This is a genomic window from Arsenicicoccus cauae (genome assembly GCF_043162025.1).
Taxonomy (GTDB): Bacteria; Actinomycetota; Actinomycetes; order Actinomycetales; family Dermatophilaceae; genus Arsenicicoccus; species Arsenicicoccus cauae.
Genome location: NZ_CP171001.1, coordinates 1,254,686 through 1,276,620, shown reverse-complemented (window position 1 = coordinate 1,276,620; position 21,935 = coordinate 1,254,686). Strand labels below are relative to the sequence as shown.

The 21,935-nt window shown below is 72.1% G+C and carries 15 protein-coding genes; 8 read left to right on the top strand and 7 right to left on the bottom strand.

Translation table 11 applies throughout. The annotated features are described in order from the left end of the window. Positions 1-52: 52 nt before the first annotated feature. Positions 53-3,052, bottom strand: coding sequence for a S8 family peptidase (locus ACF3NS_RS05900; protein WP_289032452.1), 3,000 nt, complete (start codon positions 3,050-3,052; stop codon positions 53-55). Positions 3,053-3,268: 216 nt separating this feature from the next. Here ACF3NS_RS05900 and ACF3NS_RS05895 point away from each other — a divergent pair, with 216 nt between their 5' ends. Continuing rightward, positions 3,269-4,210 carry a beta-ketoacyl-ACP synthase III gene (locus tag ACF3NS_RS05895; protein ID WP_288797476.1) on the top strand — a complete coding sequence of 314 codons (942 nt, stop codon included), beginning with the start codon at positions 3,269-3,271 and terminating at the stop codon, positions 4,208-4,210. Positions 4,211-4,233: 23 nt separating this feature from the next. On the opposite strand, the gene ACF3NS_RS05890 is transcribed toward ACF3NS_RS05895, so the two are convergent. From ACF3NS_RS05890 to ACF3NS_RS05870, 5 genes are read right to left on the bottom strand one after another with little or no spacing between them, the layout of a single operon-like run. After that, positions 4,234-5,016, bottom strand: a complete 783-nt coding sequence (locus ACF3NS_RS05890; RefSeq protein WP_154593807.1) for a Rossmann-like domain-containing protein — start codon at positions 5,014-5,016, stop codon at positions 4,234-4,236. 6 nt (positions 5,017-5,022) lie between these two features. Then, the gene (locus tag ACF3NS_RS05885; protein WP_392468491.1) at positions 5,023-6,909 is read right to left on the bottom strand and encodes a penicillin-binding transpeptidase domain-containing protein; all 1,887 of its coding nucleotides are present in this window, start codon (positions 6,907-6,909) and stop codon (positions 5,023-5,025) included. Between the two features lie 46 nt (positions 6,910-6,955). Continuing rightward, positions 6,956-9,301: a TIM-barrel domain-containing protein gene (locus tag ACF3NS_RS05880; protein WP_392468488.1), complete on the bottom strand. Its 2,346-nt coding sequence runs from the start codon at positions 9,299-9,301 to the stop codon at positions 6,956-6,958. A 9-nt stretch (positions 9,302-9,310) separates the two neighbouring features. After that, positions 9,311-11,935, bottom strand: coding sequence for an aminopeptidase N (gene pepN, locus ACF3NS_RS05875; protein WP_392468485.1), 2,625 nt, complete (start codon positions 11,933-11,935; stop codon positions 9,311-9,313). Positions 11,936-11,944: 9 nt separating this feature from the next. Beyond that, complete coding sequence (locus tag ACF3NS_RS05870; RefSeq protein ID WP_392468483.1) at positions 11,945-12,619, bottom strand: GNAT family N-acetyltransferase; 675 nt, start codon at positions 12,617-12,619, stop codon at positions 11,945-11,947. Between the two features lie 45 nt (positions 12,620-12,664). On the opposite strand from ACF3NS_RS05870, the gene ACF3NS_RS05865 reads away from it, so the two are divergent. The 3 genes from ACF3NS_RS05865 (at position 12,665) to ACF3NS_RS05855 (ending at position 15,455) form a co-directional block, all read left to right on the top strand. After that, positions 12,665-13,510: a thioesterase family protein gene (locus ACF3NS_RS05865; protein WP_392468480.1), complete on the top strand. Its 846-nt coding sequence runs from the start codon at positions 12,665-12,667 to the stop codon at positions 13,508-13,510. 122 nt (positions 13,511-13,632) lie between these two features. After that, complete coding sequence (locus ACF3NS_RS05860; protein WP_392468477.1) at positions 13,633-14,838, top strand: pyridoxal phosphate-dependent aminotransferase; 1,206 nt, start codon at positions 13,633-13,635, stop codon at positions 14,836-14,838. After that, positions 14,835-15,455, top strand: coding sequence for an NAD(P)-dependent oxidoreductase (locus tag ACF3NS_RS05855; protein WP_392468474.1), 621 nt, complete (start codon positions 14,835-14,837; stop codon positions 15,453-15,455). The genes ACF3NS_RS05860 and ACF3NS_RS05855 overlap by 4 nt, the downstream gene beginning before the upstream one ends. A gap of 74 nt (positions 15,456-15,529) precedes the next feature. Here ACF3NS_RS05855 and ACF3NS_RS05850 read toward each other — a convergent pair whose 3' ends face one another. Beyond that, a complete protein-coding gene (locus ACF3NS_RS05850; protein WP_392468471.1) occupies positions 15,530-16,672 on the bottom strand; it encodes a glycerate kinase in 1,143 nt (380 codons plus the stop codon). Positions 16,673-16,847: 175 nt separating this feature from the next. On the opposite strand from ACF3NS_RS05850, the gene ACF3NS_RS05845 reads away from it, so the two are divergent. The 4 genes from ACF3NS_RS05845 to ACF3NS_RS05830 all read left to right on the top strand — a co-directional run bounded on the left by ACF3NS_RS05845 (position 16,848) and on the right by ACF3NS_RS05830 (position 21,921). After that, on the top strand, positions 16,848-18,470 hold the full coding sequence (locus ACF3NS_RS05845) for a diguanylate cyclase (RefSeq protein ID WP_392468468.1): 1,623 nt from the start codon (positions 16,848-16,850) through the stop codon (positions 18,468-18,470). Positions 18,471-18,532: 62 nt separating this feature from the next. Beyond that, on the top strand, positions 18,533-20,041 hold the full coding sequence (locus tag ACF3NS_RS05840) for a methylmalonyl-CoA carboxytransferase subunit 5S (RefSeq protein ID WP_392468465.1): 1,509 nt from the start codon (positions 18,533-18,535) through the stop codon (positions 20,039-20,041). Between the two features lie 22 nt (positions 20,042-20,063). Further along, on the top strand, positions 20,064-21,632 hold the full coding sequence (locus ACF3NS_RS05835) for an acyl-CoA carboxylase subunit beta (RefSeq protein ID WP_392468463.1): 1,569 nt from the start codon (positions 20,064-20,066) through the stop codon (positions 21,630-21,632). Positions 21,633-21,660: 28 nt separating this feature from the next. Then, entirely contained in the window at positions 21,661-21,921 is a 261-nt protein-coding gene (locus ACF3NS_RS05830; protein WP_154593818.1) for a hypothetical protein, read from the top strand. Positions 21,922-21,935 lie beyond the last annotated feature (14 nt).

The following is a 21,935-nucleotide window of genomic DNA, read 5'->3' as shown; positions in this document are numbered from 1 at the left end:
CCCCTCCTCGCGGGAGGTGACGGGCCCTCGTCGTCGACTCAGCGGGCCGAGATCACTGGGGGTCCAGGCTGACCAGGACGTCCTTGATCGTGGCGGTGCCGTTGCCGAGCGAGATCGCACCGAAGTAGTGCTGCCCCGCGGTCAGGCCCTGCCACGCGGCGATCACGCTGGTCGGCCGAGCCATCGTCACGGACTGTGTCGCCGGCGTGGCCGTCAGGTTGCCCTCGGCCTTGTCGCCCAGCACGAACGAGTGCTGCTTGACCGCGAGCGAGTCCGCCCCGGCAAAGAGCTTGGCCTCGACCGTGTAGGTGCCGGCAGCGGGGTCCATGAGCGTGACCTGCTCCTGCGCCGTGGCCTCGCCGCTGGTGCCGATCTCCTTGCCGTCCTTCTTGACGACCAGGTCGATGTCGACACCCTGGGGGTAGTCGGCGTCGAACGTGGCGAAGCGCGCGGCCTTGGTGCCGGCCGGCACCTGCACGGTCGTCGTGAGCACGGCCCCCTTGGCGACGGTGCCGGTGCTGACCTGCGACGGGATCGCGCCGGCGGGCTTGGCGGTCAGCGTGCCCGAGTAGCCGGGCGTGATCGCGACGACCTCGGAGCCGGACGTCGCCGTGCTCTTGATCTCGCTGGTGCCGGCGGCCAGGGCCACCGGACGGATCGCGAGCGGGCTGCGGACGACCTGGCCGCGGTTGCCCTGCCAGGTGAGCGCGCCGAAGCCGTACTGGTCCATCTGCGCCGCGGTGCGGGTGAAGGTGACCGTGAACTTCTTGGTCTCACCCGGCTTGACGGTGAGCACCGCCGGCTCGACCTTGACGCTCACGCCGGTCGGCTGCTGGACGCGCGCCTTGTAGGTCGCGGTCTTGCTCTCGACGTTGCGCACGTAGCGGGTGACCGTCTGCGAGCCGGCCAGGTCGCCGATCGCGATGCTCGGGTAGTTGAGGTTGCTCGGGTCGATGGTGCCGACCCGGTCGCAGGTGCCCGGCGCCTGGACGAGCTCGAGCTGCTTGATGCCGCAGAGGTACATCAGCCAGTCGGGCGAGTAGGAGTCGTAGACCAGACCCGGGTTGAGGGCCTGGGCCGGACGGACGTGGCCGGCGCCGTAGTCCAGCGGGGTGGCGTTCTCGCCGCTGCGCTGGATCGGCAGCCCCTTGTCGTCCTGGGTGGTCGCCGTCGTCATCATCGCGGACTTCACGGCCATCGGGGACCAGGTCCACTCCGGGTGGGCCTGCTTGATGAGCGCGGCGATGCCGGCGATGTGCGGGGCCGACATCGAGGTGCCGGACATCGAGTTGAAGTTGTTGTGACCGTCCGCCTTGGGGGAGACGGCAGCGATGATGTCGACGCCCGGGGCGGTGATGTCGGGCTTGAGCAGGTCACCACCGCCGGCGAGGGACGGGCCGTATGACGAGAAGCCCGCCATCTGCGGGTTGCGCGCGGCCGGGTCGAGGTAGGGGTCGCCGATCGTCGCGGTGGGGTTGGCGTCACCGTTGACGTAGGCCTTGACCTTGGCGCCGTCCGTGGCGTTCAGGTGGACCATGGGGACCGGCGTGAAGTCGGCGTTGAGCGACTGCGCGTCCGAGGTGTTGACCTGGATCATGCCGATGCCGCCGGCCGCCTTGACCGCCTCGCCCTTGTCGACGCGGGCGTTGCCGCCGCGGGTGCACAGGACGATCTTGCCCTTGGTCTTGGCGGGGTCCAGGACCGGCGTGATGCCGTTGCCGTGGTTGTCGTCGGCGTCCGAGTAGCAGTACCTGACCTTGGCCGGGTCCGCGCCCGGCAGGCCCGCCTTCTCGGAGTCGATGACCGTCGCCGGGCCGACCTTGCCGCCGGTGCCCACACCGGTGTAGGTCTGGCCGTTGCCCAGCGTGAGCTTCTTGCTGACGGCCTTGGGGGCCGTGCTGGCGGCCACCGTCATCTCCCACGGTGAGTTGTGCGCGACCGACGACTCGCCCACGGTGTCGCCGGAGTTGCCGGCCGAGGCGGAGACGAAGACGCCCGCGTCGGCGGCGTTGAAGAAGGCCACCTCGTCCGGGGTCACGGAGTAGACGCTCGAGCCCGACACCGAGTAGTTGATGACGTCGACGCCGTCCGCGACGGCCTGGTCGATCGCCGCGACGAGGTCGACGGTCGCGCCGCTCGCGCGGCCGTCGGGGGTCGCCCACAGCGCCTTGTACGCCGCGATGCGGGCGGCGGGCGCCATACCGGAGATCGTGCCGACGGAGATGCCGTTGATCGAGGCGGGGACCCCGTAGTTGCCGGCGGCGGTGCCGGCCGTGTGGGTGCCGTGGTCGTTGTAGCCGCGCGGCGTCTTGAACTCGAAGGGCTCGACCGTGGAGGCGCTGTAGTAGGCACGCGCGCCGATCAGCTTGTTGTTGCAGGTGACCTTGTCGGGGCCGGTGCCGCCGTCGCAGACGCCGTTCCAGTTCTGGTCGATGCGCCACTGGTCGGTCGGGTCGGCGAGCGGCGCGAAGGACGGGTTCTCGGGCCAGATGCCGGAGTCGATGACGCCGATGATCATCCCGGAGCCGGAGTTGGCGTTGCCGCCGAACTGCTTCTGCCACACGCCGTTCGGACCGTCCAGGCCCAGGAACTGCGGCGTGGTGTTGGTGTCCGCGGTGCGGATCTCGTTCTTCCACACGCGCACGACGTCGCCGGACTTCTCGAGCTTGGCCGCCTGAGCGGGCGTGAGACGCACGGCCATGCCGTTGAAGGAGGTGGTGTAGTCGCGTGTCTTCGCCGAGGCCGGAACCCCCGCGGCCTCGAGCGTGTCGGTGTGGTCGGCCTTGAGGTGCTGGGCGTAGCGCTGTCCGGCGCTGGACCTGACCTTGACCTTCTTGCCCTTGCCGGGCTTGGTGGCGGGGATCCCCTCGACCCCGCCGGTGTAGGTGGCGAGCGGTGCGCCCTGCACCTGGACGATGTAGAGCTCGGCGGAGCCCTGGCCCGCGGCGACCGCCGGTGCGCCGGCGATGGTCAGGGGGCCGAAGGCGACGGCTGCGGCAGCCGCCGAGACGATGACCGGTCTGCCCCGACCGGTTCGTGTGTGCTTGTGCACGGTTCCTCCCAGAGATGGCGTGCGACCGACGTTGGTCGCCTCGCGAGCGTATGACGCCCCCGCCCGTTACGCCACAGGGGGTAAGACCTCAGGGCCGGCGCCTCGCCACGATCCGTCGACCTCCCGCAGGACGACGCCGATTCTGCGTACCCCCGGGTAACGCGCATGCTGGGGCGGACCGACGCACCCGTCCACCGTTGCCCGAGGAGCCCACCCGTGTCCGGTTCGAGCATCGTGTCTGTGGGCCACTACCAGCCCGAGCGCATCCTGGACAACGAGGAGCTGTCCCGCCTGGTCGACACCAGCGACGAGTGGATCACCCGCCGGGTCGGCATCGCCCAGCGCCGCGTGGCCGCCCCGGACGAGACGGTCGCCGACATGGCCACCAATGCGGCGCGAGATGCCTTGCAGGACAAGGGGATCGACCCGGCCGGCATCGACCTCGTCATCGTCGCGACCTGCACCAACCACGACCGCTCCCCGAGCACCGCCGCGCAGGTGGCGCGCCGGCTGGGGCTCGGGACCACCCCCGCCGTCATGGACGTCAACGCCGTCTGCTCGGGCTTCTGCCACGCCCTGGCGCTCGCGGACCAGGCCATCGCCACCGGCAGCGCGACCCGCGCCGTCGTCGTCGGCGTCGACAAGTTCACCGACTTCATCGACTGGAGCGACCGCACGACCTGCATCCTCGTGGGTGACGGCGCCGGCGCCGTGGTGGTCGAGGCGTCCCCGGAGCCCCGCGTGAGCCCGGTCGTGTGGGGGTCGGTGCCCGACATGGGCGACGCCGTGGTGATCAAGGAGCTTCCCGACGGGTTCAGCCAGCAGGGCCAGGCCGTCTTTCGCTGGACGACGACGCAGCTGCCCGCCATCGCCCGTCAGATCTGCGACCGCGCCGGCATCGCACCGAGCGAGCTCGGCGCGATCGTCCTGCACCAGGCCAACCTGCGGATCATCGAGCCGCTCGCGGCCAGGATCGGCGCGGTCGACGCGGTCGTGTCGACCGACGTGGTCGAGTCGGGCAACACCTCGGCGGCGAGCGTGCCCCTGGCCCTGTCCAAGCTGGTGCGCAGCGGCCGGGTGCCGAGCGGTGCGCCGATCCTGCTCTTCGGCTTCGGTGGCGGGCTGGCGTATGCCGGACAGGTCGTCCGCTGCCCCTGAGCGGCCCCTCCGTGGGGGCAGGGTCAGGCGCGCACGCGGAGGTTGAACAGCGTCAGCGCACCCCGCATCGAGGCCATGCCCTGGCCCTGCATCAGCGCACGGCGGCACCACGGGGCGTCGTAGACGAGCGACCCGCTGATCTCGTCGACCCGGCCGGCGAACACCTCCGGCGCGAGCGGCGTGCTCGGCCCGACGAGGGTGGTGCGGGCGTCGCGGCTCAGCTCGAGCAGGCGCGGCAGCGTCTTGGTGGCCAGGGTCATGCTGGTGAGGAACGCGTGGTCGACCTCGGGCAGCACGAACTCCGCTGCCGCGTCGGGCAGGTCGTCGCCCTGCGGCTGGCGCTCGAGGACCGTGAGGTCGCAGCGGGAGGCGAGCTGGTCGAGGTGGCGGAAGCGTCCCACCACAGCGACCCGCCGCCCCTCGACGAGCTGGTCGGCGCGCTCGAACGCCGAGGCGTCCCAGTCGATCACGTCACCGGCGTGCGCCTCGAGCCGCTCCTGGGTGTTGCACCAGGCGTTGATCGCGGCGAGCCCGATCGCGGCGAGGCGGCGGTCCCACGAGCGCACGAGCGCGGCCACGTCGGCGAGGTCCTGGCCGACCACGTCCTGCGGCCCGTGCGGGTCGTCCCGTCCGTCGGCGGGCACGCTCGACAGGCCGGCCCCGTCGGCGTCGGTCTCGACCAGCGCCCAGCGCGACACCACGCAGGTCGTGACGGTGATGCCGCGAGGCACCAGCGCCGTGAGGCCGTCATACAGCGCCCACGGGGAGGAGGCGGGGGCCGAGGTGGTGCGGGTGTGCGTGCTCATGACTCCTCATCCCTTCAGGTAGGCCTCGAGGATGGGCCCGGCCGTGCGCGACCCGCCCTCCCCCTCGTCGACGAAGACCGCCACCGCGAGGTCGCCCCGGGCCGCGACCATCCAGGCGTGCAGCCTGGGTGGGCTCGTGGTGCCGAACTCCGCGGTGCCCGTCTTGGCGATGACCTCGCCGGGCAGGTCCGCGAGCGCCTCGCCGCTGCCGCCGGTGACGACGCCGCGCATGAGGGCGCGCAGGGTGGCCGCCTCGGTGGGGGTGACGGGCTGGGCCGGCGGGCTGGGGGGCGTCGTGGAGCCGGTCTCGTTGGTGGGTATGACGATCCGCGGGGTCACCGGTCCGCCCTTGACCACGCCGGCGACCACGGTGGCCATCCCGAGCGGGCTCGCCGTGATCTCGCCCTGGCCGATCATCTCGGCGGCGGCCTCGACCTGGTTGCCCGGCGCCGGCACCCCGCCGAGGTAGGCGGGCACGCCGGCGGACGGGGTCGCGGTCAGCCCGAGCGAGACGGCGGCCCGCGGCAGCGCGTCCCCGGCGGCCTTGTCGCGCGAGGCGACGAAGGCGGTGTTGCAGGACTTCGCGAAGGCGGTCGAGAGGGGCACCTGGCCGAGGCCGTCGGCGGGGTAGGCGTCGTAGTTCTCGAAGGGCTTGCCGTCGACGGTGACGGTTGGGGTGCACGGGACGGTGGTGGCGGGGGTCAGGCCGCCGCGCAGCAGCGCGAGCGCGCTGACGACCTTGAACGTCGACCCCGGGGCGTACCTCCCGAGCGTGGCGGTCGAATAGCCCTGTCCTCCGGGACCGCTCGCCGCCGCCACGACCTCGCCGGTGGAGGGCTTGATCGCCACGATCGCGCTGGCGGGTGCGACCTGGGCCAGCAGCTGCTCGGCGCGGGTCTGCCGGGCCACGTCCAGCGTCGTCGTGACGTCCCGGCCCGCGACGGGCTGCGTGCTGTGGACGGGGGTGGCGGTGCCGGCATGCACGAGCGAGACCGCGAGCCCCGGGGTGCCGCGCAGCGTCGCGTCCTGCGCCTGCTGCAGGCCGGAGAGACCGACCACGTCCCCGGCCACGATCGCCCCCTGGGACCGCTCGACGATCTCGGCGGTGGCCTCGCCCACGGTGCCGAGGATCGGCGTGGCGAACGTGCGGGTCGGGGCCAGCGGGAGCTCCGCGTCCACGACGCCCACCCCCGGTGTCGAGGCCGTCAGGGCGTCCAGCCGAGCCAGGGTGGGGTCACCCTGGCGGAGCACGATCGCCTCGACGAAGGCCCGGGGACCGGCCGCCCGGACCCGCTCGGTGTAGGCGGCGACGTCGCCGAGCCCGGCGAAGGCCGCGACCTTGGGCGCCGCCGCGAGCGCCTGCTCGGGGGTGACCCGCGCCCTGTCCACGCCGATCCGGCGCACCGGCCGCGGCTGGACGATGGCGGTGCCGCCGGCCCCGAGGATGCGCCCCCGCTCGGCCGGGAGGCGCTGCACGCGAAGGGTGTCGCCGTCGACCGCCCCAGGGACGACCGTCGCCGGGCTCCACCGGGCGCGCCAGGCGCCGTCCCGCCTGACCAGCGGCAGGGTCGTCTCGTAGGTCCAGGGCCTGGCCCCCGTCCCGGGCCAGGTCACCGCGAGGCGGGCGGTCGTGGAGTCCCCCTCGTCGGGGCCGGCCTGCCGGACGCTGACCTGCGGCTTGGCGGTGGCGAGGGGTCTGGTCAGGGCGGTCAGGCGGGTCGTCGCGGTGGCGGCGTCCGCGCCGTCGAGGGGCACGCCGGCCAGGTCGAGGCGGGCCAGACCCTCGGCATACCGCCGGGCCACGTCCTGCGGGCCCGGGGTGTCGGTGGTGCACCCGGCCGCCGTCCCCAGGGTGAGGACCGTCGCCACCGCCCCCGCGAGGCTCGTCGTCACGCGTCGCACGGCACCCTCCCTCCGCTCGTGCCGCCCAACCTGACCCTCACGAGGCCGTCACCAGCTCGACCAGGCGCCCGAGGAGCGCCTCGTCCAGCGGGAGGGCCATGAGCTGCGAGACGACGTGCGCCGGCGCCGCGCCTGACGTGATCACCTGCAGCGCAGCGGACTTGGTCTCGAACTCCACCTGCGCGGCGTCGAGAACGGCATAGGTAGCGGCGTGGACGTCGTTGTCGGCCAGCCGATCTGCACCGAGGATCCGGGCCTCGACGCGCTGGTCGGGGGTCACCTCCGTGACGACGGCGACGACCGTATGCCGTCCCTCGTCGGTCACCGTCTCGGCCTCCACCGGGACCCCGTCCACCGTGATCGCGAGGCGGGTGCCCGCGGGCACCCCCACGACCGCGAGCCGCCAGGTGCGCGAGGCGGGCACGACGTCGGTCGCGCCCTCGGTGGGTCCGATCACGACCGTGCGGCCCGCCCAGTCGAGGTGGATCGGTGTGCGCGCGGCCCGCAGCGTCGCCTCGGGGGCGCCGTCGTCCTCGTAGAGGGTGAGCTCACCGTCCGCGCCCGCGTAGCAACGGATCTCGACGTCGGGCGCCTCGTCGACGGAGAAATCCTCGCCGCCGTCCGCGGCCAGCGGGAGGATGGCTCCCGCCCGCGCCAGCACGGGGATCGTCGACAGGTCGCGGTAGGCGAGGAGGCGGCGGTCGCCGGCATACCGCCAGCCCGTGGCGACGTCCCACCAGTCGCCGGGCGGCAGCCAGGTCACGACGCGCCCCAGCCCGCACCGCGCGTCGCCGGGCTCGGTGATCGGTGCGACGAGCAGCTCGGAGCCGAACAGGTAGGTGGTGCGCGCCTCGTCGGCCTCCTCGCGCCAGGGGTGCTCGTGGTAGAGCGGCTCCACGAGGGGCCTGCCCTGCGCCGTGGCGCGCTCGGCCATCGTGTAGAGGTAGGGCACGAGGCGGTGACGAAACCGCAACCACTCCCCCATGACTCGCTCGGCGAGCGGGCCGTGGCGCCACGGCTCCTTGCCGTTGAACGGGTTGGCGGCGCTGTGCAGGCGGGTGATGGGCGACATAACGCCGAGCTGCAGCCAGCGGACGGCCAGCTCGTCGTCCTTGACGCCCCACATGTGGCCGCCGACGTCGTGGCTCCACCAGCCGTAGCCGATGTTGGACGCCGTCGCGGTGAAGGCGGGCTGGAAGGCCAGCGACGCCCACGAGATCACCGTGTCGCCGGAGAATCCCACCGGGTAGCGGTGCGACCCCGGCCCGGCGTAGCGGCTGAAGATCATCGGCCGGGTCCCCGTCGAGGCGAGCTCGCGGAAGTGGCGGTCGTTGAGCGCCCACAGCGGGTCCAGGCCGGGGAGGCGGGAGTAGGGCCCGGACTGCCAGTCGATCCACCAGAAGTCGACGCCGAGCCGCTCGAGCGGGTGTGCCACGTGCTCGAAGAACGCCGCGAGATAACGGTCGTCGGTGACGTCGAAGGTCAGCGGGGCCTCCGTCGCCGGGTCCACGCCCAAGGCCCTGGCCATGCGTGGGTAGGCCTCCTCGAAGGCCCGCACCCCGTCCGCCGGGTGGTCGTTGAGCGTGACCCGCATCCCCCGGTCGTGCAGCCAGGCGAGGAAGCCTGCCGGGTCGGGGAACAGCTCCGGGTCGAAGGTGTAGCCCGTCCAGCCACTCCCGAACCGAGGATCGGGATCCGTGATGTGCCAGTCCATGTCGAGCACGGCGACCGAGAAGGGCAGCCGCTCCGCAGCGAACCTCTCGACCAGACGACGGTACTCGTCGTCGGAGTAGCGGTGGTAGCGGCTCCACCAGTTGCCGAGGGCGTACCGGGGGACCAGCGGCGTGGGGCCGGTGAGGGCGTAGTAGTCGCGCAGCGCCGCGCGGTAGTCGCGGCCGTGGGCGAAGACGTAGAGGTCGAGGGTGTCGGCTGGTCGGGGCTCCAGCCCGACCTGGTCGTCGCGCGGGACCTGCACGAGCGAACGGGAGTCGTCCAGGACGGCGAAACCGTTGCGGGACAACACTCCTGGCTCCAACGGGATCTCGCCGTCGGCCTTGTCCAGGGTGCGCGCCGTGCCCCCGAGCGTCTCGAAGGGCTCGCCGTAGCGCCATACGGAGTGGTAGCTGGACACGCCCCCGCGCACCTGCAGAGACAGCCCCTCTGGGCTGAACGGCCGCTCGTCGTAGCTGAGGTGGAAGCCGTCGGTGACCACCTCGATGCCCCGGGTCGTGCGCGTGACCTCGGCCTCGACGTCACCCAGGTCGCGGTGCAGCACGACCTGGGTGGGCCGGTCCTCGAACCGCCCGCCGGGGGACTGCTCGAGCCGGACCAGGTGCGGCGTGAGGACGGAGATCCGGTAGGTCTCCCCGGTGATGGGCGTCATGCCTCGAACCTACCGGGCCTGCCCCCGGCAGGTCTGGGCGCGCAGCGCGCGCAGCACGTGGTCGCGCTGCTCGATGACGAGGCGCCGCAACCCGCCCGGCGCCGACGGGTGCTCGTCGAGCCACGCCTGCGCCGCGACCGGGACGGGGTGCGCCTCGGGCTCCTGGCCGGGGTCGAGGTCGGCGCCGCGAGGAAACAGCCCGAGCACCGCGCGCGAGGCGAGCTCCTGGCTGCGGGAGTCCCAGATGCCTTCCAGCGCAGCGAAGTACGCGGGGACGAGGTCGGCCGTCAGCGAGGCGTGACCCGGCTGGGCGTAGCCCGTGGTCCACGCCGTGACCAGGTCGTTGGTCAGGCCGGTGTCCTCGACGACGGTGCGGAAGGCCTCGCGCTTGATCTCGGCCCGGGGGTATGACGCGAGCGCCGCCCGGTGCCGCACCGGCGCCAGCGACGTGCGGTCCTGCTGCATCTCGGCGTCCAGCTCGCTCGGCGCGACCCGGTCCTGGGCGGCCAGCGACTGCAGGAAGGCCCAGCGGAGCTCGGGGTCCAGGGCCAGGCCCTCGATCTCGACGTGGCCCTCGAGCAGCGACCGCACGTGGTCGGCATGGCGGGGGCTGGTGGCCGACCCCGAGGCGAGCACCCGCGCCCACACCAGCTGGGCGCCGGACCCCGACTCGGCCGCCTCGAGCTCGCGCACCACCCCGTCGAGGAAGGCCTCACGGGTCGGGGGGCGGGAGGCGGGAGGGGCATAGGCCTCGACCGCCGTCTGGGCGTTGGCGGTCACGGTGGCGAGCAGTGCCACGTCCTCCTCGCGGGGCCCGTGGTCGAGCACCAGCCGCACGTAGTCCTCGGCGGGCAGCTCGCCGTCGCGGCAGGAGTTCCACAGCGCCGACCAGAGCACGGCGCGGGTGAGCGAGGACGAGATCGAGCTCAGGTGCCCGCGCACGGTGGCGAGCGACCGGTCGTCGAGCCGCACCTTGGCATAGGTGAGGTCGTCGTCGTTGACCACGACCAGGTCCGGCACCGGCAGGCCGACCGCCTCGGCCACCTCGTGCTCGTCCGTGACCAGGTCGAGCTCGATCCGCGAGGTGCGCTGCAGCGAGTCGCCCTGCAGGGCATACAGACCCACGACGAGGCGGTGGGGGCGCGTCACCGGCTCCCCCGTCATCGCGTCCACCGCCTCCTGCCGCAGCACCAGCCGCTCGACGACCCCGTCGCGCTCCACGACCTGCGGCGTCAGCGTGCCGATCCCCGCCGTCCGCAGCCACAGCCGGCTCCACCCGCCGAGGTCGCGGCCCGAGGCCGCCTCCAGGGCGGCGAGCAGGTCCACGAGCCCGGCCGAGGAGTAGGCGTGGTCCCGGAAGTAGGACCGTGCGCCGGCGAAGAAGGCCTCCTTGCCGACGTAGGCCACGAGCTGCTTGAGCACGGACGCGCCCTTGGCGTAGGTGATCCCGTCGAAGTTCTGCTTGGCGGCCTCGACGTCGGGGATGTCCGCGACGACCGGGTGCGTCGTCGGGAGCTGGTCCTGCAGGTAGGCCCAGGCCTTGCGCCGTGCGCAGAAGGGCGTCCATGCGTCGGTGAACTCCGTTGCGCGCGCGTTGGCCTCGGTGCCCATGTAGTCCGCGAAGGACTCCTTGAGCCACAGGTCGTCCCACCAGCGCGGGGTCACGAGGTCGCCGAACCACATGTGCGCCATCTCGTGCAGGATCGTGTTGGACCGGGTCTCGTGCTGCGAACGGGTCGCCGCGGACTGAAAGACGTAGCCCGCGTCCCGGAAGGTCACCAGCCCGGGGTTCTCCATCGCGCCGAGGTTGTACTCCGGGACGAAGACCGAGTCGTACTTGCCCCAGGGATAGGGGAAGTCGTAGTGCTCGTGGAAGAAGTCCAGCCCCCGCCGGGTCGTGTCGAGGATCCGCTCGCCGTCGAAGGACCCCACCAGGGAACGTCGGCACAGGGCGGCCAGCGGCACCTCCAGCGACGACCCGTCGCGGCCGCCGCCGCGCCATACGTCGTCGACCCGGTGGTAGCGGCCGGCGGCCACGCAGGTGACGTAGGTCGACAACGGCGGGGTCGGCGCGTGCACCTGCCGCACCAGCTCGACCCCGTCGGCCCGGGTTCCGGCCGAGTCCCGGGACACCACAGGCCGGTTGGCGAGCAGCTCCCAGTCGGCGCGGCCCGTCAGCACGACGGTGAACCGCCCCTTGAGGTCGGGCTGGTCGAAGCCGGCGAAGACGCGGCGGGAGTCCGTCGGCTCGAAGTGCGTGTAGAGGTAGACCTCGTCGTCCACGGGGTCCCGGTAGCGGTGCAGCCCCTCCCCGGACCGCGAGTAGGCGCCCTCGCCCTCCACCGTGACGACATTGTCGCCGCCGACGAGCAGGCCCCTCAGCTGCACCCGGTTGCCGTCGTGCTCCACCTCGACGTCCGTCCCGTTGACCTCGACCCGGCGCACGACCGGCCCGAGGAAGTCCAGGAAGGTCTCCGGCGTCGTGGACGTGAAGGTCACGGTGGTGCGGGTGGGAAAGGTCGGCTGCGCGAGGTCGTCGGCGCCCGACAGGTCCAGCTCGACCTCGTAGGTCGCGATCCGCAGGTGCTCGGACCGTTGCTGCGCCTCGCGGCGCAGGAGGTTGCGGGTGCTCATGCCGCGACCCTACCCAACCGGGTCGCGTGCGCCGCGGCCGCGTGGGCTGCGCTGGCCCGGCGCGGCCTCCGCGCCCTCCCCCATGGCGGTGCCGGCCTCCTCCAGCTGCTCGCCGCGCAGCCCCACGGCGTCGAGCCGCCAGAACACGTCGGGATAGACCAGGGCACCGGTCATCCACACCTCGTAGGCGGGCAGCGTCACGACCTGGAAGGCCGGGTCCGGGATGCGCCGGGACGGTGCGACGAACCCCAGCCGCGAGGCGCGCTGGAAGCCGAACCTCGTGTAGTAGAGCGGGGATCCCTCGAGGAAGACCAGGGGGTGGTCGCCACCGCCGGCCTCCGCGAGGGCGTACTCGACCAGCGACCCTCCGATGCCGCGGGACTGCCACTCCGGCGCCACCGACAGCGGCGACAGGACCAGCACGCGGACCAGCCGGGGGAGGGCGTCCACCCAGGCCCGTGTCATCATGACGTGCCCCACCACCTCGCCACCGATCTCGGCGACGTAGGAGTGCCCCTCCTCGCCCGCGGAGTCGTGGCGCAGCAGGCTGACCAGGTCCGCGACGGTGGGCTCCTCGACGAACGCCCGCGCCACGAGGTCCCGCACGGCCGCGTGGTCGCGCGTGTCCTCGGGACGGATGGACAACCCCTCGGGGGCGCGGCGACGGGCCTCGGTCTCGGACATGGCCACAGGCTGTCAGAGGCCCTGTCACCCGTCTAGCGTGGGCGCATGACGTCAGCGCCACCTGCCCGACCCGACCGGGCCGACCCCGCCCGACCCGACCCTGCGCTCCTGGACTCCACCACCCCCGCCTACTACCTCGCCCTCGGCGACGGCCGCTACCGGCCCACCCTGCACGCCCAGGGCGCCTGGAACCCCTGGGAGCAGCACATGGGGCCCGTGGCCGGTCTGCTCGCGCACGCCATCGACCGGCACGCGCCGCGCGAGGACATGCAGCTGGCGCGGATCACCTACGAGATCCTCGGGGTGATCCCCGCCTCCGAGGTCGAGGTGCGGTGCGAGACGGTGCGTCCGGGGCGGACCATCGAGCTCGTCGAGGCGACCCTGCATGCCGGGAGCAAGGCCGTCGTGCGGGCCACCGCGTGGCGGCTCGTCACCCAGGACACCACCGAGGTCGCCGGGGGCTTCCACGCGGGACTGCCCCACCACGACGAGGTCGAGGTCCGCAGCTACGAGGGCGTCTGGGGCGGCGGGTTCATCGGGTCGCTGAGCTTCCGGTCCGTGGACGGGGGCGAGCCCGGCCGCGGCCGCGTGTGGATCAGCACCGACCTGGACCTCGTCAGCGGCGAGGAGACCTCCGGCGTGGCGCGGATGCTGGGCCTGGTCGACACCGCCAACGGCATCGCGGTGCGGCAGCACCCGGGCGAGTGGATGTTCCCCAACGTCGACCTCACGGTCCACCTGTTCCGCACGCCGACGCTCGGCTGGCTGGGCTTCGACACCGAGGTCACCTTCGGCGAGACCGGTCTCGGGCTCACCTCCTCCGACCTCTACGACGAGCACGGCCCGGTGGGCCGGGCGGAGCAGATCCTGACGGTGCGCCGCCTCCCCTGACGGGTCCGTGGCAGCCGGGATGTGGGGTCCGGCCGTCGGGTCGCTACAGTGCGAGCAGGACGGTCCCGCACCCGGGCCGACCCACGTCATTGACGACACACCACTCGTAGGGAGATTCAGCAATGGCGCTGGCACGACGACTTTCCCGCCTGGGCACGGAGACGGCCTTCGCGGTCTCCGCCGCGGCGGCCGCCTGGGGGGCCAAGGGCAACACGATCTACCCCTTCCACCTCGGCGACATCGACCTGGCCACCCCGGCCCACATCACCGAGGCCATGAACGCCGCGATCGCCGACGGCAGGACCGGCTACTGCCCCGGCCCAGGGATCCCGCAGCTGCGGGAGGCCATGGCCGATGACATCAACCGGCTGCGCGGCACGGCATACACGGCCGACAACGTCGCCATCCAGCCAGGCGGCAAGCCGGTGATCACCAAGTTCCTGCAGGCCGTGATGGACGAGGGCGACGAGGTCCTCTACCCCAACCCGGGGTTCCCGATCTACGAGTCGCAGATCGAGTACCTCGGCGGCGTGGCCAGGGCCTATCGCTACCTGCCGACCGAGCGGGGCTTCGCGATCGACCTGCAGCAGGTGCGCTCGCTGATCACTCCCCGGACCAGGGCGATCATCTACAACGACCTGCAAAACCCGATCTCCGCGGAGTCCACGCAGGAGGAGCGCGAGGCGATCGCGCAGCTCGCACAGGAGCACGACCTGTGGGTGCTGTCGGACGAGGCGTACTTCGAGACGCGCTACTGCGGAGAGTCGCACTCGATCTCCTCGATCGACGGCATGAAGGACCGCACGGTCATCCTCTACACCTTCTCCAAGAAGTTCGCGATGACGGGCTGGCGTCTGGGCGCCGGCATCGCGCCGGTCGAGGTGGCCAAGGTCTTCTCCACCATGAACACCAACAACACCAACAACGAGTCCTGCACTACGCACTTCGTGCAGTACGCCGGCATCGCCGCCCTCACCGGCGACCAGCAGCCCGTCGCCGACATGCTCGACGTGCTGCGCGGTCGCCGCGACGCGGCGTGCGCGATGATCAACCAGATCCCCGGCGTGGACGTGACGACCCCGGAGTCGACCTTCTACCTCTTCCCGGACGTGACGGAGGCGGTGCGCCGGGTGGGTGCGACGGATGTCGACGACTTCGCGACGCAGGCCCTGCACGCGACGGGCGTGTCCTTCTGCACGCGCAACCACTTCGGTCGCCGCCAGCCGGGCGAGGACCGCGACTACATCCGCTTCGCCTACTCCGGCATCGACGAGCACCGCATCCGCGAGGGCCTCGGCAAGCTCAAGGATTGGATCGAGAGCGCGTGAGCAAGGTCGTCATCGTCGACGAGGAGTTCCTCGACGCGTGCGGCGACCAGCTCAAGGTCGTCGCCAACGTCGCGGTGGGCTACAACAACATCGACGTCCACGCCTGCGAGCGCCGCGGCGTCGTCGCCACCAACACCCCCAAGGTGCTGACGGAGACGACGGCGGACACGGCCTTCGGCCTCATGCTGATGGTCACGCGCCGCTTCGGTGAGGGCGAGCGGGTCATCCGGTCCCGCACGCCGTGGCAGTGGGGCATGTTCTACAACCTCGGTATGGGCCTGCAGGGCAAGACCCTCGGCATCGTCGGCATGGGCCAGATCGGCATCGCGATGGCGCGTCGCGCCAAGGTCTTCGGGATGGAGATCGTCTACTCCGACGCCTACGAGCTGGACGCGGACGTGGCCGAGGAGCTCGGTGCGCGCAAGGTCGAGCTGGACGTCTTCGAGGCGGAGCCGACCGTCCACGAGGGCCTGCTCGACCGCGACGACGTGGTGCTGCTCCCCCACCTGGGCTCGGGGACGGTCGAGACGCGCACGGCGATGGCCGAGCTTGCGGCGCAGAACGTCCTCGACGTCCTGGCCGGCAAGCCTCCGGTCACCCCGGTCACCAAGGTCTGACCCCGGGCGCACAAAGCCCCCAGCGCACAGAGGCCCCCAGCGCACAGAGCGCACAGCCAGGCCGGGCGGCAGCGTCAGAGACGCCCGGCCGCCAGGTCGCGGGCCACCGCAGCGGCCAGCTCCTCCAGCAGGGGTCCCGCCGCGCTCATGCACCGCGCGAGGTCCGGCTCGATGTCGGTGAGGGCATAGACGCGGCGGACGCCCGCCGCCTCCGCCTGGCCCCCGGCGAGCAGCGAGCGCCCGCAGACCGCCACGACCGGCACGCCCGCGCGGGCCGCCGCCTCGGCGACCCCGACCGGCGTCTTGCCCATCAGCGACTGCTCGTCCAGCGAACCCTCACCGGTGATGACGAGGTCCGCGCCGTCGACCTGCTCGGCGAAGCCCACGAGGTCGAGGACCAGCTCGACACCAGGCCGCATCTCGGCGTCGAGGACCTGCAAGGCGGCATACCCGACGCCGCCGGCCGCGCCGGCCCCCGGCTCGTCGCGGGTGTCCCGGCCGGTCGCCTCCGCGAGCAGGTCGGCCAGCCGCTCCAGGCCGGCGTCGACCTGGGGACGGAGCTGCTCGGTGACCCCCTTCTGCGGACCGAAGACGGCGGCCGTGCCCCGGTCGCCCAGCAGCGGGTTGTTGACGTCGCACGCCACGACGACGCGGGCGCCGGCCAGGGCCGGGTGCAGGCCGGACAGGTCGACGCGGTCGAGGGTGGCGAGTCCGCCTGCGCCGTCGGGGATCTCGTGGCCCGAGGCGTCGAGGAAGCGTGCGCCGAGGGCGGAGAGCATCCCCGTGCCGCCGTCGGTGCTGGCCGATCCCCCGATCCCGAGGACGATCTCGGCGCAGCCCTCGTCCAGGGCCGCCCGCACCGCCTCGCCGACCCCGCGGCTCGTCGAGGTGAGCGGCTCGAGGCGACGCTCGGGCAGGTGCACGATGCCGCAGGTCTCGGCGAGCTCGACGACGGCGGTGGCCCCCAGCACGGCGTACCGGGCCTGGAGCGGTCGACCCGTCGGCCCCGACGTGGTGGTGGTGCGCGCCTCGTAGCCGGCGCCGAGGGCCGCCTCGATGGTGCCGTCCCCGCCGTCGGCCACGAGGAGGCTGCGCACAGTGGCGTCGGGCAGGGCCCGCCGGACCCCCACGGCCACCCGCTGCGCGACCTCCGTGGCGACCAACGACCCCTTGAACTTGTCGCAGGCGACCAGGACCACGGGATCAGGCACGGTCATGGCGGGAGCTCCTCGGCGAGGTCCTGGTCGGGATCCTCACGGTAGCACCGGCCGGATTTCACGCTCGGTGCGCGTCGGACCATGGCGGGGGCGGTCGCGCTTTGTCATGATGCGTGCGCCGAGGAAGTACGCCGTGGAAGTACGCGGCCGAGGGTCGGAGACGGAGGTGAGGCCGGTGCCCACCGAGCCTTGCCTGCCCCTGCCGGGGGGCGTGCCGGCCATCGATCACGGCGCCATGGTCGAGCGTGCCTGGCACGCGCGCCACCGGGACCAGGAGACCGCGTCGGCCCTCGCCGACCAGGCCGCCCGCCACGCGGTCTCCGTCGACGACCACCTGCTCGAGGCCCGGGCGCGGGTCGTGCAGGCGGCCTGCTGCTTCGGGGTCCAGGACTACGAGCAGGCCCTCACCCTCGCCAACGAGGGGCTCGTGACGCTCACCTCCTTGGAGGACGTCTGGCTCGGCCGGCTCCAGCTGGTGCTGGGCAACGTCAGCGCCGAGATCGGCGAGCCCGCCCACGCGGTCGGCTTCTTCAACCAGGCGGTCAGCATCGCGCGGCAGGCCGGGGACGTGCAGCTCGTCGCCCAGTGCCTGCTCAACGCAGCCCTCGACCGGGTGGACGTGATCGACCCGGTGCGGGACTTCCGGCGCGCCCTGGCGATCTTCGAGAGCATCGACGACGCGGAGGGGCAGGCCTACGCCCACCTCGACATCGCGCACGCCCTGGTCGACCAGCAGCGCCTGCTGGAGGCCACCGTCGAGGCGCGACGGGCGCAGCACCACGCTGCCCGCGCCCACACCAACGACGTCGTGGCCCACGCCGTGGCCCTCGAGGCCTACGGATCGGCCCACCTCGGGCATCCCCTGCACGCCGAGGCGCTCCTGGCCGACGCCCTGCACCGGATCGAGACGGCCCGTCAGCCCGTGCGGATCGACGTGACGATCGAGGTCGCGCGGGCGTGGACGGCGCTGGGACGGCCCGACGAGGCGGTGCACCTGCTCGAGACGCTCCTGACGGGTGCCGCTCTGTCGAACCGCCAGACGCTGGCCCTCACCGACATCCTGTCCGAGGCCTATGCCGCCCGCCGTGACCACGAGTCGGCCTACTGGACGCTCCGGTCGCACCTGGAGCTCAAGGATGCCCACGAGGACGACATGGCCCGCCGCCGCGCCTCGGCCCTGGTCGTCCTGCACCGGGTGCAGATGGTCGAGCGGGACGCGGCGCGTGCGCGGGAGCGGCAGCAGCGCCTCGAGGCGGAGTTCAGCGAGCTCAAGTCCGAGCACCGGATGGTGCAGGAGATCTCGATCCGTGACGACCTCACCGGCCTGCACAACCGCCGGCTGCTCAACGACCGGTTGCGCGTCGACGTGCGGGCCGCGGACCCCGAGCACCCGGTCAGCCTGATCCTGCTCGACCTCGACCACTTCAAGCGGATCAACGACACCCACGGCCACGTGGTCGGCGACCAGGTGCTCCACGCCCTCGGCCGGATGCTGCAGACGGAGGTGCGGGTCTCCGACGTGGCGGCCCGCTACGGCGGCGAGGAGCTGGCGGTGCTGCAGCCGGGCACGGACCTCGACGCGGCCACGGTCCTGGCGGAGCGCCTGCGCTCCCGGATCGCGTCGGTGGACTGGCTGCAGCTCGTGGGGATCCCCCTGCACCTGACGGTGAGCGCCGGCGTCGCCAGCACCTCCGGCGGGGAGACACCGCGGGACCTGCTGCGTCGGGCGGATCGAGCGATGTATGCCGCCAAGGCCGCCGGCCGGGACCGGGTCATGACCGCCGCCGAGACGACCTGAGGGCCCCGCTAAGCCCCACCCCGCTGATGCCGCGCCGCAGCCCGTGCGGCAGGATTGCAGACGTGGACACACAGCAGCGACAGATCGGCGTGACGGAGCTGGCCCTGAGGGACGCGCACCAGAGTCTGATGGCGACCCGCATGGCCCTGGAGGACATGGTTGGTGCCTGCGAGGACATCGACCAGGCGGGCTACTGGTCCGTGGAGTGCTGGGGCGGCGCGACCTTCGACGCGTGCATCCGGTTCCTCAACGAGGACCCGTGGGAGCGGCTGCGGACCTTCCGCAAGCTCCTGCCCAGCTCCCGCCTGCAGATGCTCCTGCGGGGGCAGAACCTGCTCGGCTACCGGCACTACGGCGACGACGTCGTGGACCACTTCGTGGAGAAGGCCGCCGAGAACGGCATGGACGTCTTCCGCACGTTCGACGCCCTCAACGACACCCGCAACGTCGAGCGCGCCATCGCCGCGGTCAAGAAGGCCGGCAAGCACGCCCAGGGCACCATCTGCTACACCACGAGCCCGCTGCACGACGTCGACGTCTACCTCCAGCAGGCGCGCGAGCTGCGCGACGTCGGCGTCGACTCCATCGCGATCAAGGACATGGCGGCGCTGCTCAAGCCGCAGCCGGCCTTCGACCTGGTCCGGGCGATCAAGGCCGAGATGCCGGACATGCAGGTCAACGTCCACTGCCACGCGACCACCGGCGTGACGCTGGTGTCCCTGATGAAGGCCATCGAGGGTGGCGCGGACGTCGTCGACACCGCGATCTCCTCGCTGTCGCTCGGCCCGGGCCACAACCCGACCGAGTCGCTGCAGGAGATGCTCGAGGGCACCGGCTTCATCGCCGACCTGGACAAGGTGCGGCTCGGCCGGATCAAGGACCACTTCGCCGAGATCCGGCCCCGCTACACGCAGTTCATGTCGTCGTTCAACGTCGAGACCGACATCTTCGACAGCCAGATCCCGGGCGGCATGATCTCCAACATGGAGTCCCAGCTCAAGCAGCAGGGAGCGGGCGACAAGCTCAAGGAGGTGCTCGAGGAGGTGCCGCGCGTGCGCAAGGACGCCGGCTACCCGCCCCTGGTCACCCCGTCCAGCCAGATCGTCGGCACGCAGGCCGTCTTCAACGTGCTGATGGGCCGCTACAAGGTGCTCACCGCGGAGTTCGCGGACCTGATGCTCGGCTACTACGGCTCGGTCATGGGCGAGCTCGACCAGGAGGTCGTGGACAAGGCCAGGCAGCAGACCGGCAAGGAGCCGATCGACGTGCGGCCAGCCGACCTCATCGAGGACGAGTGGGACTCGCTGCACGACGAGGCCGCCCAGCTCGACGGTTTCGACGGCTCCGACGAGGACGTCCTCACCTACGCGATGTTCCCCAAGGTGGCGCCCGGCTTCTTCGGCACCCGCGCCGAGGGACCCAAGAACGTCGGCAAGGACCCGGCCGAGCTGGAGGCCGAGAAGGCCGCCGCCGCGATGGGTGACAGCAAGACCGGCCCGGTCCGCGGCCCGATCACGTACGAGATCACCATCGACGGCAAGAAGCACTCCGTCGCCGTGAAGCCGGCCTGACGGCAGGAGAAGGAACCTCACCATGAGCAAGGCACCCCAGACACCCAGGACGATGGCCGACCGCATCGCAGAGCTCCGCGAGCGCCGCGCGGCGGTCGAGGCCGGCGGCGGCGAGAAGCGCCACGCCAAGCAGCACGAGGCCGGCAAGAAGACCGCCCGCGAGCGCGTCGCCGACCTGGTCGACCCCGGCTCCTTCGAGGAGATGGGCCTGTTCGCCGAGCACCGCACCACGCTCTTCGGGATGGACAAGGCCGTCATGCCGGCGGACGGCGTGGTGACCGGCACCGGCACGGTCTTCGGCCGCCCCGTGCACGTCGCCAGCCAGGACTTCAGCGTCGCCGGCGGCTCCGCGGGCGAGATGCACTCCACCAAGGTCGCCAAGACCCTGCACGCGGCCCTCGAGAACGGCACGCCGTTCGTCTTCATCAACGACTCGGGCGGCGCCCGCGTCCAGGAGGGCATCGACTCGCTGTCCGGCTACGGCAAGGTCTTCTTCCAGAACGTCGCGCTGTCCGGTGTCGTCCCGCAGATCTCGATCATCGCCGGGCCGTGCGCCGGCGGGGCGGCATACTCTCCCGCCCTCACGGACTTCATCATCCAGACCAAGAGCTCCCGGATGTTCATCACCGGCCCCGACGTGATCAGGCAGGTCACCGGCGAGCAGGTCACGGCCGAGGAGCTGGGCGGTCCGGCGGCGCACATGGCGCGCTCCGGCGTCACCCACTTCATGGCCGAGGACGACGAGCAGGCGGTGCTGATCGCGCAGAAGCTCCTGAGCTTCCTGCCGAGCAACAACACCGAGGAGCCGCCGCTGGTCGACGGGTTCGAGGACGTCGAGCCCGACGAGGCGCTCACCACCGTCATCCCCGAGGACCCCAAGAAGGGGTATGACGTCCGCGACGTCATCGGCTCGATCGTGGACGGCGCCGACTTCCTCGAGGTGCACGCGGGCTTCGCGCCCAACATCGTCGTGGGCTTCGCCCGGATCACCGGGCGCACGGTCGGCGTCATCGCCAACCAGCCCAGCGTGATGAGCGGTGTCCTGGACATCGACTCCTCCGACAAGGGCGCGCGGTTCGTGCGCTTCTGCAACGCCTTCAACATCCCGCTGGTCACCCTGGTCGACGTGCCGGGCTTCCTGCCCGGCGTCCAGCAGGAGTACGGCGGCATCATCCGCCACGGCGCCAAGATGCTCTTCGCCTACTCCTCCGCGACGGTCCCCAAGATCACCGTGGTGCTGCGCAAGGCGTATGGCGGCGCCTACCTCGCGATGTGCTCCAAGGACCTGGGCGCGGACCGCGTGTTCGCCTGGCCCACGGCCGAGATCGCGGTCATGGGTGCCGAGGGCGCCGCAGGCGTGGTCTTCCGCAAGGAGATCGCGGACGCGGAGGACCCCGACGCCAAGCGGGCCGAGCTGGTCCAGCTCTACCGCGACGCGTTCTCGACGCCGTACGTCTCCGCCGCCCGCGGCCTCGTCGACGACATCATCGAGCCGGCGGACACGCGTCGTCACATCGCGCGGTCGCTGGAGATGCTCGCCGGCAAGCGCGACATGCGTCCGGCCAAGAAGCACGGCCTGATCCCGCTCTGATCGACCGACTGTCACGGAAGGACACATCATGAGCGAACCCACCGTCGCCGAGCTGCAGGCTCTGGTCGCCGACCTCACCGCTCGTCTCGAGGCGTTGGAGGCCAAGGTCTCCGCCCGGGACGACGAGGTCACGCCCGAGGTGCTCCTCGCGATCTCGGCGGCCGTCGCGGCCTACCTGGGCAAGCGCGCCACCGTCAAGCAGGTCCACCTGCGTCGCGGCTCGGCGTGGGCGTCCCAGGGCCGCGCCGACATCCACCACTCGCACTCGATCCAGCACGGCGTGCGCTGACCGCCGACGCAACC

What these genes read in the sequence shown, in the direction of transcription:
- ACF3NS_RS05860 (WP_392468477.1), top strand. Translation starts at nt 13,633, where the DNA reads ATGGCGCTGGCACGACGACTTTCCCGCCTGGGCACGGAGACGGCCTTC.
- ACF3NS_RS05835 (WP_392468463.1), top strand. Translation starts at nt 20,064, where the DNA reads ATGAGCAAGGCACCCCAGACACCCAGGACGATGGCCGACCGCATCGCA.
- ACF3NS_RS05830 (WP_154593818.1), top strand. Translation starts at nt 21,661, where the DNA reads ATGAGCGAACCCACCGTCGCCGAGCTGCAGGCTCTGGTCGCCGACCTC.
- ACF3NS_RS05865 (WP_392468480.1), top strand. Translation starts at nt 12,665, where the DNA reads ATGACGTCAGCGCCACCTGCCCGACCCGACCGGGCCGACCCCGCCCGA.
- pepN (WP_392468485.1), bottom strand. Translation starts at nt 11,935, where the DNA reads ATGAGCACCCGCAACCTCCTGCGCCGCGAGGCGCAGCAACGGTCCGAG.
- ACF3NS_RS05870 (WP_392468483.1), bottom strand. Translation starts at nt 12,619, where the DNA reads ATGTCCGAGACCGAGGCCCGTCGCCGCGCCCCCGAGGGGTTGTCCATC.
- ACF3NS_RS05880 (WP_392468488.1), bottom strand. Translation starts at nt 9,301, where the DNA reads ATGACGCCCATCACCGGGGAGACCTACCGGATCTCCGTCCTCACGCCG.
- ACF3NS_RS05890 (WP_154593807.1), bottom strand. Translation starts at nt 5,016, where the DNA reads ATGAGCACGCACACCCGCACCACCTCGGCCCCCGCCTCCTCCCCGTGG.
- ACF3NS_RS05850 (WP_392468471.1), bottom strand. Translation starts at nt 16,672, where the DNA reads ATGACCGTGCCTGATCCCGTGGTCCTGGTCGCCTGCGACAAGTTCAAG.